12 protein-coding genes are annotated in these 15053 nt (G+C 57.6%); 5 read left to right on the plus strand and 7 right to left on the minus strand.

What is annotated here, in order from left to right:
• Positions 1-97: 97 nt before the first annotated feature.
• Together P9J57_RS18340 and P9J57_RS18345 are read right to left on the minus strand one after the other, a co-directional pair.
• A complete protein-coding gene (locus P9J57_RS18340) occupies positions 98-1837 on the minus strand; it encodes a penicillin-binding transpeptidase domain-containing protein (RefSeq protein WP_014595174.1) in 1740 nt (579 codons plus the stop codon).
• 276 nt (positions 1838-2113) lie between these two features.
• On the minus strand, positions 2114-4387 hold the full coding sequence (locus P9J57_RS18345; protein WP_072136351.1) for a molybdopterin guanine dinucleotide-containing S/N-oxide reductase: 2274 nt from the start codon (positions 4385-4387) through the stop codon (positions 2114-2116).
• Positions 4388-4574: 187 nt separating this feature from the next.
• Between P9J57_RS18345 and galR the strand changes: the two genes are divergently transcribed.
• Positions 4575-5585 carry an HTH-type transcriptional regulator GalR gene (gene galR / locus P9J57_RS18350; RefSeq protein ID WP_013024371.1) on the plus strand — a complete coding sequence of 337 codons (1011 nt, stop codon included), beginning with the start codon at positions 4575-4577 and terminating at the stop codon, positions 5583-5585.
• 933 nt (positions 5586-6518) lie between these two features.
• Here the strand turns inward: galR and P9J57_RS18355 are convergent.
• Positions 6519-8894, minus strand: coding sequence for a beta-N-acetylhexosaminidase (locus tag P9J57_RS18355; RefSeq protein ID WP_483279345.1), 2376 nt, complete (start codon positions 8892-8894; stop codon positions 6519-6521).
• 246 nt (positions 8895-9140) lie between these two features.
• On the opposite strand from P9J57_RS18355, the gene nrdD reads away from it, so the two are divergent.
• Both nrdD and nrdG read left to right on the plus strand, forming a co-directional pair.
• The gene (gene nrdD, locus P9J57_RS18360; protein ID WP_072136343.1) at positions 9141-11279 is read left to right on the plus strand and encodes an anaerobic ribonucleoside-triphosphate reductase; all 2139 of its coding nucleotides are present in this window, start codon (positions 9141-9143) and stop codon (positions 11277-11279) included.
• On the plus strand, positions 11276-11743 hold the full coding sequence (gene nrdG / locus P9J57_RS18365) for an anaerobic ribonucleoside-triphosphate reductase-activating protein (protein WP_022622355.1): 468 nt from the start codon (positions 11276-11278) through the stop codon (positions 11741-11743). The genes nrdD and nrdG overlap by 4 nt, the downstream gene beginning before the upstream one ends.
• Here nrdG and P9J57_RS18370 read toward each other — a convergent pair.
• Positions 11735-12370 carry an NAD(P)H-binding protein gene (locus P9J57_RS18370; protein WP_015701089.1) on the minus strand — a complete coding sequence of 212 codons (636 nt, stop codon included), beginning with the start codon at positions 12368-12370 and terminating at the stop codon, positions 11735-11737. The two genes, nrdG and P9J57_RS18370, sit on opposite strands and share 9 nt — an antisense overlap.
• Positions 12371-12516: 146 nt before the next feature.
• Between P9J57_RS18370 and P9J57_RS18375 the strand changes: the two genes are divergently transcribed.
• Positions 12517-13038 (plus strand): type 1 glutamine amidotransferase domain-containing protein, encoded by a 522-nt coding sequence (locus tag P9J57_RS18375; protein ID WP_013024366.1) that lies wholly within the window; start codon positions 12517-12519, stop codon positions 13036-13038.
• 39 nt (positions 13039-13077) lie between these two features.
• Here the strand turns inward: P9J57_RS18375 and P9J57_RS18380 are convergent, their stop codons facing one another.
• Positions 13078-13506: a YhbP family protein gene (locus P9J57_RS18380; protein WP_014606741.1), complete on the minus strand. Its 429-nt coding sequence runs from the start codon at positions 13504-13506 to the stop codon at positions 13078-13080.
• A gap of 82 nt (positions 13507-13588) precedes the next feature.
• Between P9J57_RS18380 and P9J57_RS18385 the strand changes: the two genes are divergently transcribed.
• Positions 13589-13876, plus strand: a complete 288-nt coding sequence (locus tag P9J57_RS18385) for a GIY-YIG nuclease family protein (protein ID WP_483279346.1) — start codon at positions 13589-13591, stop codon at positions 13874-13876.
• Here the strand turns inward: P9J57_RS18385 and P9J57_RS18390 are convergent.
• Positions 13860-14366 (minus strand): GNAT family N-acetyltransferase, encoded by a 507-nt coding sequence (locus tag P9J57_RS18390; protein ID WP_105082536.1) that lies wholly within the window; start codon positions 14364-14366, stop codon positions 13860-13862. The two genes, P9J57_RS18385 and P9J57_RS18390, sit on opposite strands and share 17 nt — an antisense overlap.
• Positions 14360-14884, minus strand: a complete 525-nt coding sequence (ubiT, locus tag P9J57_RS18395; RefSeq protein WP_483279514.1) for a ubiquinone anaerobic biosynthesis accessory factor UbiT — start codon at positions 14882-14884, stop codon at positions 14360-14362. Before ubiT ends, P9J57_RS18390 begins: the two co-directional genes overlap by 7 nt.
• Positions 14885-15053 lie beyond the last annotated feature (169 nt).

The following is a 15053-nucleotide window of genomic DNA, read 5'->3' on the forward strand; positions in this document are numbered from 1 at the left end:
CCCTGCAGGAGTCAGTGACAGGTGAAAAAGGAAAATGAATTCGGCGAAATGAAACGAGGTGTAAAAACATCCACACCTCACTTACAGTTTGATTTGGTTAGGATTTATCTGAACCGCTATCCACAGGCTTGCTGTAGATGGCATCCGGGGCAATATTCATGTGCTTGAGCACCGGCCCCATGATGTTACCGAACACCGGCGCGGCTACGGAGCCACCGAAGTGATCGCCCGCGGTAGGATGGTTAATCATTACCACCAGCGCCACCTCAGGATGGCTGGCCGGGGCAATACCTGCGGTGTAGTTCACATAACCGCCATCATACTTCCCGCTGCTGCCCATCTTTTCAGCCGTACCGGTTTTGGTGGCCAGTCGATAGCCCGGTACCGCCGCTTTCAGTCCGGTACCGCCCGGCAGGACGTCACTTTCCAGCATGTGCACCACTTCCTTGACCGTTTCCGGATTAGCGACCTGCTTGCCCAGCACCGGCGGCGTCACTTTGGTGATCGACAGCGGACGATAAACGCCATAGGAACCCAGCGTGGCGTATTCACGGGCAATTTGCAGCGGCGTGACGCGCAAACCGTAGCCGAAGGAAAAGGTCGCGCGTTCGATATCAGCCCAGCGCGTGCGGTGCAGCGGGAAATACCCTACGCTTTCGCCGGTCAGCCCCAGCCCGGTGGGTTTACCCAGGCCAAACGCGTAGTAGGTGTTCACCAGGGCTTCCGCCGGCATCGCCAGGGCGATATGAGAAACGCCGATGTCGCTCGATTTTTGCAGAATGCCGGTCATGGTCAGGCGCGGCCAGTGACCGACGTCGCGGATCAGGTGGCCGTTAACCCGGTAAGGCGTGGTATCCAGCACGGAATCCGGCCGGACGAGGTGACGTTCCAGGCCTTCCATCACCACAAGGGGTTTTACCGTTGAACCCGGCTCGTAGCTGTCATTAATGGCGGTATTGCGCATCTGCGCTGGGGTTGCCCCCTGATAGTTGTTGGGGTTGAACGAGGGATAAGAGGCCATCGCCAGAATCTCGCCCGTATCAATTTTGACCAGCACCGCCGCGCCCGAATCCGCCTTGTTTAACAGTACGCCATCGCGCAGCTTACTGTAGAGCGTGTACTGGCTGAATTTATCAATGCTGAGCTGCACCGTTGGCGGCTGAGTGGGCGGCTGGTAGCTAATCATCGCGATAATATTCCCCGCCGCATCCTGCCGGTAGACTTCTTTGCCCGGCTGGCCCTGCAGGACTTTATCAAAGCCCTTTTCCAGTCCGTTGAGGCCGGTGTTATCGGCCCCCACAATACCAATCAGCGGCGCGGAGGCTTCGCTCATCGGATAAAAGCGACTGTCGTCGTAGACTTCACTGATGCCTTTAAGCTTCAGATCTTTAATATCTTTGGCGATCCCCAGTTCGACTTTGCGCCCGAGATAGAGAAAACGACGTTTGGGGTTAGCGGTGATCTGCGCCGCGACCTCTTCTGGTCGCATACTTAATGCCGCCGCCAGATAGGCCCACTTGGCGCTGGTAAAATCAGGGTTGCTCTCCAGCACGCGCTGCGGATCGGCGATGACATCCCGCGACGGTACGCTGAGCGCCAGCGCTTCGCCGTTGCGATCCAGTAAGGTGCCACGGCTGGTCGGAAGCGTAACGGTACGCAGCGAGCGCTGATCGGCCTCGTGTTCCAGCATGGGCTGATTAAGAAACTGCAAATCGGCGACGCGCACCAGCAGAACAGCCATGCAGGTAAATACGCCCAGGCAGATCAGGCGAAAACGGAAAGGGTTAAACGGGGCTTTTATCTGGTCTTTACCCAGTAATTTTTTAATCCGGGGCATGGCAATCCGCTGCGCTTAAAAAAAAGAGGTCAATCCCGCAGTTATAATCAAAGCACGGGTAAAAACACAGGAAAACTGTGTATCAGTTCGTTATCGTTCAGTTTATTTCGGGCAAAAAAAACCTGCGTATCTGCGCAGGTCGGTGTAATCAAGAAAAAATCAGTTGATGTTCACCCATCAATACCTCTGGGATCCTGAATGTAGCAAGCGAAACGGCTTTTTCGCCACGACTGAAACGCAACAGATGCCTGCAAAATGTAACCAGCCGTGTGAACCTTAGGCTTTTGTGCAAACGGCATGTTTTTTAATGTCAACCAGGCAACTCATGGCGTTGGGTCCCTGCGTCAGGGATGACGTGCCGATATCCAGGGTTAACACATTGGGGTTGCCCGCCCGGTCAAACGGCTGCCACGCTTTGCCAAAACCGGGATCAAACCAGGCGCCGGTGGAAATGATCACCACGCCCTGCTTCAGCCCCTCGGTCAGACGCACGCCGGCCAGTATTCTGCCGCGCGCATTGCTGACCTCAATTTCGTCACCGTCTCCGATATCCCGCACCGCCGCATCCTGCGGATGCATATACAGGGTTTCATGCCCGGCGGTTTTGTTACCCTGAACGGTAGCCGTCGCATCTAACTGGCTGTGTAACCGGTCCGATGGCTGAATGGAGATCATGTGTAGCGGATAATCACGGCTGGCTGCCGCGCCCAGCCATTCCTGAGGCTCACGCCATTCCGGATGCCCGGCCATATCCTCCAGGTGGTAGTCGGCGATGGTCTGGCAGAACAGCTCAATCTTACCGCTGGCAGTCTGTATCGGGTTGGCCTCGGGATCGGCGCGGAAGTCTTCCATAAAGATATAAGGCTTACCGCCTTCGGGGATCTCCACAAAGCCACGCTGCCAGAACTCACCGAACTCAGGGAAAGGAATGCCACGACGGCCATGCGCCACCGCACATTGCTGGTAGAGATGTTCTATCCACTGCATCTCGTTGCGCCCTTCGGTGAAGGTATCGCGATAGCCTAAGCGCTCGGCGAGATCGGCAAAAATATCAAAATCGTTCCGTGCCTGATGTTGCGGCTTAATCGCCTGGTGCATTGCCAGTACAAAACGGTCACGTGATGAACCGCCGATGTCATTACGCTCCAGCGTGGTGGTGGCGGGCAGCACGATATCGGCCATCTGCGCCGCAGGTGTCCAGACGATATCCTGGACCACCACGGTATCCGGCTTCTGCCAGCCTTCCACCAGCCGGTTAAGCTGCTGGTGATGGTGAAACGGATTGCCGCCCGCCCAGTGCACCATATGAATGTCCGGATAGTGCAGAGTTTCGCCCTGGAAACCATAAGGCTGGCCGGGATTGAGCAGCATGTCACTGATGCGGGCAACCGGAATGGACAGGCCTGAAGGGTTCGGTCCGGTGCTCATCATCGGCGCGGGGCCTTCCTGACGCGGATTGCCCACGCTGTTCATCGAGCCGTGTCCAAACGAGAAGCCCGCACCCGGCAAGCCCGGCTGCCCGAGCATGGAAGAGAGCGCGATCATCATCCAGTAAGGCTGTTCGCCACGGTGGGCGCGCTGGACCGAATAGGAGCAGGTGATAAAACTGCGTTTGCCGATCAGCTGTCGGGCCAGATGTACAATGCGATCCGCCGGGATATCGGTGATCTTGCTGGCCCAGCCGGGCGTTTTGGCGATGCCGTCGCTTTCACCCAGCAGATAGGCACGTAGCTGTGGCCAACCGGTGCAGTGACGGGCCAGAAACGCCTCGTCGGTCGCACCACGCTGACAAATTTCGTAACCGAGTGCCAGCATCAGCGCCACGTCGGTATTCGGCCGGATCGGGATCCACTCCGCGTTAACAAACTCTGGGCAGTCATCACGCATCGGGCTGATGTTAATCACCGGCGTGCCTTTTGCCGCCAGCTGCTCCAGCGCCGGTTTCAGGCTGTGCTGGCCTGCGCCGCCGGATGCCACCTGAGCATTTTTTAACGCCAGCCCACCGAAGGCGACAAACACCTCCGCATGTTCCACCACCTGCGGCCAGTCGGTGACGCGCCCGGTCAGCGGCATGTAGGTGCCCATCACGTAAGGCAGGAAAAACTGCGCGGCGCCCCAGCTGTAGTTGCCTTGCTGATCGACGCCACCGCCACCCTGGAAATAGAAGCGGCGCACCAGCGTACGCGCATGGTTGACGCGCCCTGCCGATGACCAGCCGTAAGAGCCATTAAAAATGCCGGATGCACCGTAGCGTTCGCGAATACGGCGATTTTCCTCGGCCACCAGATCCAGCGCCGTCTCCCAGTCAACGGCAACAAAATCTTCGCGTCCGCGCAGCGTGCGGTCACTGTTTTCGCGCGATTTCAGCCATGAGCGGCGCACCATGGGCTGGCGAATACGTTTGTCTGAGTAAACCAGTTCCGGGATGGTGTTGAGCATCGGCGAGGGATCGGCGTCGGCAAAAAAAGGTTCGCAGCCGATAAGACGATCGTTTTCGCTTACCGCGGTAAAGGCGCCCCAGTGCGCCAGATGTGGCACTTTAATTTTCATGGTCATCGCTATGGCAGGTGTTGGGATCAGCAGCATAGCATGGGCCGCAACCTGAACAGAAGGCATCACCAACCGTCTGATTTTACCCTGTTTGCGACAGCGCTGGCATTCTGTTGTCTTGATGTGCGCCCGCTTTTCCGTAACACTGGTGCGATGTGTAAACGTTTCCCCAAAATCAGGTAATCGCATGGCCACCATTAAGGATGTTGCCCGGTTGGCGGGAGTTTCCGTCGCCACGGTTTCCCGCGTCATCAACAATTCGCCTAAAGCCAGTGACAGTTCACGCCAGGCGGTCAGCCAGGCGATGGAGTCGCTGCAGTATCATCCAAACGCCAATGCACGGGCGCTGGCGCAGCAGTCCACTGAAACGCTGGGGCTGGTGGTCGGGGATGTTTCCGATCCGTTTTTTGGCGCGATGGTGAAGGCCGTTGACGAGGTGGCGGGCCAGACAGGCAACTTTCTGCTGATTGGTAACGGTTACCATAATGAGCAAAAAGAGCGGCAGGCTATTGAGCAGCTGATGCGCCATCGCTGCGCGGCACTGGTGGTGCACGCCAAGAAAATCCCCGACAGCGAGCTGGAAGTGTTGATGAAGCAGATGCCGGGCATGGTCTTACTGAACCGTCTGCTGAAGGGCTTTGAAAAGCGCTGCATCGCGCTGGACGACCGCTACGGCGCCTGGCTGGCGACGCGCCATCTGATTCAACTGGGCCATCAGAATATTGCGTTTATCTGCTCCACTCACACGATTTCCGATGCGGAGGATCGCCTGCAGGGTTATTACGACGCGCTGCAGGAGCACGGCCTGCCCTGCAACGATCGGCTGGTCGCCTGGGGCGAGCCGGACGAAGTCGGCGGCGAGCAGGCGATGACGGAGTTGCTGGGACGCGGTAAAAACTTCAGCGCCGTGGCCTGCTACAACGACTCCATGGCCGCTGGTGCCCTGGCGGTGCTGAGCGACAACGGCGTGCAGGTGCCGGAAGAGATGTCACTCATCGGCTTCGATGACGTGCTGGTTTCCCGCTACGTTCGCCCTCGTTTAACCACGGTGCGTTACCCGATTGTCACCATGGCGCAGCAGGCCGCTGAACTGGCTCTGGCGCTGGCACATCAACAGCCGCTGCCGGAAGTGACCAATATGTTCAGTCCCACGCTGGTCCGCCGTCATTCAGTCGGCGGCCCGGCGACCTCATCCTGAGTTGATCCTTGTCTTGCCGCGACGCTCAGCGCGGCATAATCTCCCCCTGGAAACCCATCCGCCGAATCAGCTTCAGGCCATTGTTCCGTATATCTTTTCCATCCCTCATCTTCTGCGGAATAAGCTGGTGGCATTCGTGTTGCAGGAAGGCGGCAAGGTGAGTCATCCCCGGGAGCTTACTGCAGTAAGTGACCACTATGTTCAGTCCCACGCTGGTCCGCCGTCATTCAGTCGGCGGCCCGGCGACCTCATCCTGAGTTCATCTTTACCTTGCCGCGACGCTCAGCGCGGCATAACCTCATCCTGGAAACCCATCCGCCAAATCATCCCCAAACCATTGTTCAAAATGTCTTTTCCATTCCTAACCTTCAAGGGAATAAGCCGGTGGCATTCGTGTTGCGGGAAGGCGGCAAGGTGAGTCATCCCCGGGAGCTTACTGCAGTAAGTGACCAATATGTTCAGTCCCACGCTGGTCCGCCGTCATTCAGTCGGCGGACCAGCGACCTCATCCTGAGTTCATCTTTACCTTGCCGCGACGCTCAGCGCGGCATAACCGCCCCCTGGAAACCCATCCGCCAAATCATCCCCAAGCCATTGTTCCGTATGTCTTTTCCATCACTCATCTTCTGCGGAATAAGCCGGTGGCATTCGTGTTGCAGGAAGGCGGCAAGGTGAGTCATCCCCGGGAGCTTACTGCAGTAAGTGACCGGGGTGATGAGCCGCGGCCAACGCACCTGCGGCGCGAAGGACGCCAGCTTATTGGCTGGGGTGATGAGCTGCGGCCAAGGACACCTGCGGCGCGAAGGACACCCGCTTATTGGCTGGGGTGATGAGCTGCGGCCAACGCACCTGCGGCGCGAAGGACGCCCGCTTATTGGCTGGGGTGATGAGCCGCGGCCAAGGACACCTGCGGCGCGAAGGACACCCGCTTATTCATTTGAAGGCGCGGAGGAGGGCCTCAAGAGGCCTGACAAGGGCGATGACGGTTTCGTCCTGCACCTGCGCCGCCGCATCCAGCTTCGCATGCATTTGCGCCATTTCGCTGGCCCCAAACGCCTGGTTACGGACATAGGCATTCACCATGTTGATGCCCATGACGCTCAGCTCATCCACCTGTTTCGCGCTGCTTTCCAGCGCCTTAAGTGGCGCGCTGCCGTTGAGTAATGGCGCAACCTGAGCAGCGTTATCGTGCCAGCGTTGGAGTTGAGAGCGAATAGCTGCGGCAGCCGCCACGTTGCTTCTGTCTTCAACCAGCGCGACCACCTGCTTATCCAGTGTTCTGACGGCGTCGCTTTCTGCCGGTAAAACATCGGCCAGCCGGTTCAGCGGCTCAAAGTAGTTGTAATGCCCGGCCTGAAACTTGAGATGCTGTCGAGTGTAATACTGGGCCGGTTCCAGCGCCTGAGCCAGCACGCGCAGCGGCTGAATATCCGTGCTGTTTGCAAGCCGCGTCATCTGTCGGTCTGCCTGATAATGCTGCTGCAGCCCCACCGATACGGTCGTCCAGCGGTCCATTGCCGCCAGCCGCTGGTACATGCTGTCGGGATCGGTGACATCCTGGGCTGACCATAACCGCTCCGCCACCACAAACGCACGCGGCCAGAGTTTGGTATCAATAATCGCGCTGTTGACGTTTTCGGCCCACAGCGCGGCCTCACCGCCCAGCAGGTTTTGCTGCATCTGGCGCGCATCCGGCAGCACAGGCTGAATCCCCCTGGGCACCGCGTCGAGCCGCTGCCCTTCGGCCGCGTAACGGACGTTACCCACCAGCATGTATCCGCTCAGTTGATTGTTCGCCAGGGTGACGACCGGTTTGAACGGTCCCATCCAGGTATCCACCGTGAACGTCAGCCGGTTCGCCGAAAGCCAGTCGATGGCGTTCACCAGACGACGCGATTTTCCGGCAAAGTCGATAAAACCGCGCCAGCCGTCGCGGCCTTTAATCAGGGTGAAACTCCCCGTTACCGGGCTGCCTTTTAACCGTGGCATGGTAAAGGACCAGCTCTGAGCCTGTTCGCCCGACTGCACCACATCCTGGCCGTTAAGGCCCTGAGGATAGATTTCGTTGCGATAGTGATAGCTGGCCGGCTGAGGCTGATCGAGATAAAAACCCGTGGACAGAATGCCGCGATAGCCGTTTTTCGCTACCGTGCCCAGTGCATCCTGTCCCTGCCAGGACTGAATCAGAATGCTGTGCGGCAGATCGGGATGGGCAATTTCATCCCAGCCCACCATGCGCCGCTGGTGTTTTTCGAGGATTTTCTCAACGCGCTGATTGAACCAGGCCTGCAGCGCATGGGGATCGGCTAATCCACGATCGCGCATAAACTGCTGAACAGCGGCGGATGTCTGCCACTGGCTGGGGTCCACCTCATCGCCGCCGATATGCAGGTAGGGATCGGGGAAGATCGCCGCCATCTCCCCCACCAGCGCGTCAATAACCTGATAAACCTGTTCGTTGCTGGGATCCAGCAAGGGTTTGAAAACGCCCCACCCGCGCTCCATCTGATACGGCCCCGGCGCGCTGATCAGTTCCGGCATCGCCACCGCCAGCGCGGAGGCATGGCCGGGTATATCCAGCTCCGGCACCACGCGCACGCCACGCTCAGCCGCATACTGCACCACCTCACGCATCTCCACCTGAGTATAGAAAAGCCCGTCGCTGGCTTTCTGCTGCAGTTGCGGATAGCGGAGGGAGGCAAAGCGCCAGCCCTGATCGTCGGTGAGATGCCAGTGCAGCACGTTCATTCGCGCCGCCGCGATCCCATCGATCTGGCGTTTCAGCGTTCTGACCGGCATAAAATGGCGGGCGCTGTCGATAAGGATGCCGCGCCAGGCAAAGCGCGGTTTATCGTGAATCGTTATCCAGGGAATACGGGTGCCTTCGGCACTGTTTTCTATCAGCTGCAGTAACGTTTCCATCCCGCGCATCGCGCCAAAGCGGCTGTTGGCTTTCAGCAGCACGCCGTCGCGGTTGACGTCCAGTTGGTAACTTTCATCGCTGTCAGGCTGAGGGACAGGGTTGACCGCCTGCGCGATGGCAATACGAATTGTGGGATGCTCAACCGGCTGATCGGCGGGTAACAGCGGCCAACCGGTTTGGCGAGCGATGCGCGACAGCCAGCGTGTTTCGGCGCCGGGCAGCGTGTCCCCGACAATCTGTAGCGTCAGCTGTGGGGTGAGCGTCAGCCAGCCTGCGTGGGCAGGTTGCTCAACCTGCTGTGGCCACGGCATGAGCGGCAGCGTATCTGCGGCGGCGGAAAAGGTCAGCGCACAACAACAGATCAGCACATTTCGACGTAACGGCATTGGCACGGCTCCCTGCGGGTCAATGGCTAAAAAGAACGATAAACAGAGTTAAGTCATTTTGCTCCGCTAAGCAAATTCGCCCGCCGGAAAAGGCGATCTCGGGTCTGTTTTTTTCAGTGTCGATTTTATCTTCTTGTTCAAGGCTTCTTTGCTTCAGGTCAAAAACAAGCCGATTAATTCACTGCAATTACTACATGTTGAGTCTAGAATCCAAAAACACACCCATATGTAGTTAACGGAGAAAAAATGGCAACGGTGGTGGTGAAGCGCGACGGATGCCGCGTAGGCTTTGACTCACAGCGTATCGCCGCAGCAGTGAAGGCTGCGGCACGGGCGGCAAACGTGGAAGATGCACGGTGGTGCGACACGGTGGCCGATCGGGTCAGCACTCAACTGGCCCATCGTCAGGAAGTGGATATCGGTGACATCCAGTATGCGGTGGAAGAAACGCTCATGGCCGGGCCTTATCCGCAGCTGGCACGCACCTATATTGAGTATCGTCACGATCGCGACGTGGAGCGCGAGCGCCGCAGCCATCTGCATCACGCCATTCGTGGTCTGGTGGATCAGACCAACGCCGCCCTGCTGCATGAAAATGCCAATAAAGACAGCAAAGTGATCCCCACCCAGCGCGATCTGCTGGCCGGGATCGTCGCGAAGCACTATGCGCAGCAGCAGATCCTCCCCCGGGACGTCGTTCAGGCGCATGAACGCGGCGAGATCCACTATCACGATCTCGATTATTCCCCCTTCTTCCCCATGTTCAACTGCATGCTGATCGACCTGAAAGGGATGCTGACCAACGGCTTCAAGATGGGTAATGCCGAGATCGAGCCGCCAAAATCCATCGCCACCGCAACGGCCGTCACGGCGCAGATCATTGCGCAGGTCGCCAGCCATATTTACGGTGGAACCACGCTGAACCGCATTGATGAAGTGCTGGCACCCTATGTGGAAAAGAGCTTCGCAAAACACCTTGCCGTGGCGCAGGACTGGCACATTCCTCAGGCGGACGCCTATGCTCGCGAACGTACCGAAAAAGAGTGCTATGACGCCTTCCAGTCGCTGGAATACGAGGTAAATACGTTACACACGGCAAACGGGCAAACCCCGTTCGTGACCTTTGGTTTTGGCCTGGGCACGAGTTGGGCGGCACGGCTGGTTCAGACCTCCATTTTGCGTAACCGCCTGGCGGGGCTGGGTAAAAATCACAAAACCGCCGTGTTCCCAAAGCTGGTCTTTACGATTCGGGAAGGCGTGAACCGCCGTGCGGGAGAGGTTAACTACGACATTAAGCAACTGGCGCTGACCTGTGCCAGTAAGCGGATGTATCCCGACATTCTGAATTATGATCAGGTGGTCCAGGTCACTGGCTCCTTTAAAACCCCTATGGGCTGCCGCAGTTTTCTGGGCGTTTACGAGGAAAACGGTGAGCAGATTCATGAAGGCCGGAATAATATCGGCGTCATCAGCCTTAATTTACCGCGCATTGCGCTGGAAGCAGACGGAGACGAAACCCGTTTCTGGACCTTGCTGGATGCGCGGCTGGCGCTGGCGAAGCGGGCACTCATGACGCGCGTTGCCCGACTCGAAAAAACCAAAGCCCGCGTTGCGCCTATCCTGTACATGGAAGGCGCCTGCGGCGTGCGGCTTAATGCCGATGATGAGATTGGCCCCATTTTCCGCAATGGCCGCGCCTCGCTGTCACTGGGCTATATCGGTCTGCATGAAACCCTGAATGCCCTGAGTGGCGCGCAACACCATCCTTTCGATGATGCGGCGCTGCGCGCTAAAGGCGTTGCCATCGTGGCCCATATGCGTGCGGCTACCGATGCCTGGAAAGACGAAACCGGCTACGGCTTTAGTCTCTACAGCACGCCCAGTGAGAACCTGTGCGACCGCTTCTGTCGTCTGGATGCCGCGCAGTTTGGCGTGGTAAAGGGGGTAACCGATAAAGGCTACTACACCAACAGCTTCCATCTGGACGTTGAGAAGAAGGTGAATCCCTACGATAAGATTGATTTTGAAGCGCCCTATCCGTCGTTGGCTAACGGCGGGTTTATCTGTTACGGCGAATATCCCAACGTGCAGCACAACCTCAAGGCGCTGGAAGACGTGTGGGATTACAGCTATGACCGCGTGCCCTACTACGGCACCAACACGCCGATTGACGAGTGCTACGACTGCGGGTTCAACGGAGAATTCACCTGCACCAGTCGCGGCTTTACCTGCCCCAACTGCGGCAATCACGATCCTGCCCGGGTTTCCGTTACGCGCCGCGTATGTGGCTATCTCGGCAGCCCGGATGCGCGCCCGTTTAACGCCGGTAAACAGCAGGAAGTGCAGCGTCGGGTGAAGCACCTGGATAGCGGACAGCTGGGATGATGCGCATCCATCGTTACTACGATGTGGATATCGTGAACGGGCCCGGCACGCGCTGTACGCTGTTTGTCTCAGGCTGCGAGCACCAGTGTCGCGGCTGTTACAACCAGAGCACCTGGCGGCTGGATTCCGGCGTGCCGTTTACGCTGGAAATGGAGGAGCAGCTGTTAGCGGATTTACAGGATACGCGTATCCCGCGTCAGGGTTTATCGCTGAGCGGCGGCGATCCGCTGCATCCTCATAACGTGCCGCATGTTCGTCGGTTAGTGAAACGGGTAAAACAGGCGTGCGCAGGCAAAGATATCTGGTTGTGGACCGGCTATGACATGCAGGCACTCAGCCCGGCACAGCGCGCGATCCTGCCCTGGATAGACGTGGTGATTGACGGGCGGTTTGAAGAGTCAGAACGCGATGCCACGCTCCTGTGGCGCGGCAGCCGAAATCAGAAAATCTGGTATCTACGCTGAAACACGGGGGATCGCGCCGGACTCGATCAGCGTGAACCCCGTATTTTCTTCGGCAAACGCCTGGTGATGCAGGCAGCGAGCCACGTCCTGAGCCGACACGGCACGCCAGTTGCCTGGCAACCAGGCGAACAGCGGAGCCATCAGGCTTTCTCCCCGACGTTTATCTTTTCGTTCACCCAGCAACAGCGAAGGCCGGACCACCGTCAGGCTCGGCCACGCCTGATGGCGCAGCGCATTTTCCATCTCACCTTTCACGCGATTGTATAAAAAGGGGGAGTGACGGTTAGCACCGTGCGCACTGACCACCAGCATCTTTCTGGCCCCCAGACGTAACGCGTTCAGGGCGGTATCCACCACCAGCGTGTAATCCACGTGAATAAAGGCCTCTTTACTGCCCGCCTGCTTACGCGTGGTGCCCAGACAGCAAAATACCGTCGTCAGCGGTGCCTCCAGCGGGCGCAGGACATCCGTGAGATCGGCTTCAACAGGGTTGACGACCTTGTTCATTGCGGGAAGCGCACGACGGCTGGGCGCAATAATTTCATCCACGCGCGGATCGTCAATCAGTAAACGCAGCAGACAGGATCCCACTAAGCCGGTTGCGCCCGTCAGTAATACACGATTCATCTCAGAATATTCCCTGTTTTGCTGCCAGCCGTGCAAAATCTGGCCAATGTGAGCCGCCTGGCTTGCGTTCTCAGAATCGACAACCAGGCTTAACAGGTCATCAGGATAGCGCAGTATGCGCCTGACATGCCTAAAGGAGAGTATAGATGAGCACCAGAATTGCGGTTCTGATCACCGATGAATTTGAAGACTCTGAGTTTACCTCGCCAGCCGAAGTCTACAAACGTGCGGGCTATGAGGTGGTTACCATTGAGGAGCAGGCGGGTAAAACCGTGAAGGGCAAACAGGGCGATGCTGAAGTCACCATCGATCGCAGCATCGACGACGTTAGCCCGGCGGAATTCGACGCACTGCTGCTACCGGGTGGACACTCGCCGGATGCACTGCGCGGTGACGACCGCTTTGTTGCTTTTACCAAAGACTTTGTGGCCAGCGGCAAACCCATATTTGCTATCTGCCACGGGCCACAACTGCTGATCAGCGCCAACGGCGTTCGCGGTCGTAAAATGACCAGCGTGAAGGCCATTGCGATCGACCTGATCAATGCGGGTGCCGACTTCCGTGATGAGGAAGTGGTGGTTGACGGTGACAAGCTGGTCACCAGCCGTACGCCGGCGGATCTGCCTGCCTTTAACCGTGAGTCCCTGCGTATTCTGCAGGCACTGTAACGGCCCACGCCCTTTTCCGCCAGGAAGGGGGCGCTTTATTTACGCCTCGCGTTGCCAGACAATTTTTTTGCCGAAACCCAGCGCATTGTCGGTCATTTTCAGCTCATCAAGCGTAATTTCCCACAGGGGCGCAGAAACCTTGCGCGAAACCGGGAAGCGACGTTGGTACGCGGTGCGCGCCTCAGACGCGTCTTCTTCGCTGAGCGGCCGGATATGACCCCGATACTGCACGCCTTTTATCAGCAGTACCGTCTTCGGCTGTCCATTGATTGTCCCCGCCACGCGGTTATTTTTCATTGCTAACAGGCCATGACGCGTATCCGACTCCGTCATGAGCCAGAAAGCCATGCGTAATTCATCAAACACGTAGTAGCAGTTTGCACACCACAGATCATCGTCAGCACAGCAGCACAGGGACAGCACATGCTGCTTTTTCAGGTAGCGAACAAGATGGGCAAGGTCAGACACAATCAACTCCGGGTAAGGGCGACGGATAGCACGGCGCAAAGAAGCGCGCTACACTGCCGGGCGGGCATTTCTGGAACACATTATGAGTCAGCACTGGCAACTTTACCTGATACAAACGGCCGCAGGCATGCTATATACCGGCATCACAACCGACGTTGCGCGCCGCCTTGGACAACATGCCTGTGGGCGCGGGGCCCGGGCCCTGCGCGGTAAGGGCCCATTGGCGCTGGTCTATGCCTGCGCGGCGGGCGACCGGTCGCAGGCTTCCGCGCTGGAGTACCAGGTTAAGCAACTGACCCGTCAACGAAAACTACAGTTGGTTGCCGAGCAACCCGTAAGCCTTACCGCCTGGCTCACGGCAGTGGATTAAAAGGCGCGGAATACTCAATGCGCCCTTCGGCCCCGTCAAACGCGTTGTCTGCCAGAGGGTACACCAGGAAAGAGGCTTCACTATCCGGCCAGCGGCAGTGCAACCCATGCCGTGCTGCGGGCTCGAAACCCAGGTGGCTATACAATGCGGGATCGCCCCTTACCACAACGGCGCTGTAGCCAAACTCATTCAGCGTATCCAGACCTTCGTAGACCAACTGTTTCGCTATGCCCTGACCACGCAGGCTTTCATCCACGGCCAGCGGAGCCAGTCCGACCCAGTTGCGATCTTCCCCCTGCAGGGTAACCGGGCTGAAGGCGGCATAGCCCAGCACCTGCCCTTCATCGTCTGTGGCGACGACGCCCAGCGTTAGCAGCCCGTCTTCACGCAGGGCCTGAGTCAACTCGGCTTCGGCTGAGGTGGGAAAACAGCGTCGCAGTAATGCATCGATACCGGCGGCATCCACGCCAATTTCTGTACGTATTAACATGAGACACCCGCGCGTGCCTGTGCGGCTTTCGCGTCCTGTTGCATTGTTGTCTCCACGATTGCGGCCATCTGTTCAATGGCGGTACGTAACCCCTTGGGCATGGTGTTGAGTTCAATTGCATCCATTACGTTCTTAACCTCCAGTCCCAGTTCCGTATCCCCTTCGATCAGCAGTCGGCGCTGAAAGAAAAGCATATCAGGATCCGCTTTGCGTGCTGCTACCAGCAACAAATCATTGGCGTTGCCCCGGAACCAGACATCTGCTTCGGCATGCTGCAACACCCTCAGTTGGCCGCCTTCCAGCGTGGTGATCCACGTGAGATTAATATCGCTAATCTCAATCCCCAAAAAGCGTCCCTGAAGAAAGTCTAACTCACCTTCGGCTAAAACATGACGAAATTGCCAGTTTAAGAGTTGTTGCAAGAGCTGCTTCTTCAACATGAAGGGAGCAAGTGTTGCAGGTAAACTAAGGATTTTAGGGCCGTTTTTGACTAAACTGGCAGATAACCGCTGGAACACGTTTTGCACTCCTGTCACAAAAATTTTAGCTATATTGCCATAGAGTGCCATTCCCGCCTCCTTTGAGATCAATAAAACCTATCGTAAGCGGGTTAAAAAAAAGCCAGGCTATCTCATCAATGACCGTTTCACTGCCCTAAATCAACATTTGCCCAAAGCGCCATGACTA

This window comes from Pantoea sp. nfd-35 (assembly GCF_056892255.1).

Bases quoted from the DNA above. Each gene is read 5' to 3' on its own strand.
- P9J57_RS18390 (WP_105082536.1), bottom strand. From the start codon at position 14,366: ATGTTAATACGTACAGAAATTGGCGTGGATGCCGCCGGTATCGATGCA.
- nrdD (WP_072136343.1), top strand. From the start codon at position 9,141: ATGGCAACGGTGGTGGTGAAGCGCGACGGATGCCGCGTAGGCTTTGAC.
- P9J57_RS18340 (WP_014595174.1), bottom strand. From the start codon at position 1,837: ATGCCCCGGATTAAAAAATTACTGGGTAAAGACCAGATAAAAGCCCCG.
- P9J57_RS18355 (WP_483279345.1), bottom strand. From the start codon at position 8,894: ATGCCGTTACGTCGAAATGTGCTGATCTGTTGTTGTGCGCTGACCTTT.
- galR (WP_013024371.1), top strand. From the start codon at position 4,575: ATGGCCACCATTAAGGATGTTGCCCGGTTGGCGGGAGTTTCCGTCGCC.
- nrdG (WP_022622355.1), top strand. From the start codon at position 11,276: ATGATGCGCATCCATCGTTACTACGATGTGGATATCGTGAACGGGCCC.
- P9J57_RS18385 (WP_483279346.1), top strand. From the start codon at position 13,589: ATGAGTCAGCACTGGCAACTTTACCTGATACAAACGGCCGCAGGCATG.
- P9J57_RS18375 (WP_013024366.1), top strand. From the start codon at position 12,517: ATGAGCACCAGAATTGCGGTTCTGATCACCGATGAATTTGAAGACTCT.
- P9J57_RS18370 (WP_015701089.1), bottom strand. From the start codon at position 12,370: ATGAATCGTGTATTACTGACGGGCGCAACCGGCTTAGTGGGATCCTGT.
- P9J57_RS18345 (WP_072136351.1), bottom strand. From the start codon at position 4,387: ATGAAAATTAAAGTGCCACATCTGGCGCACTGGGGCGCCTTTACCGCG.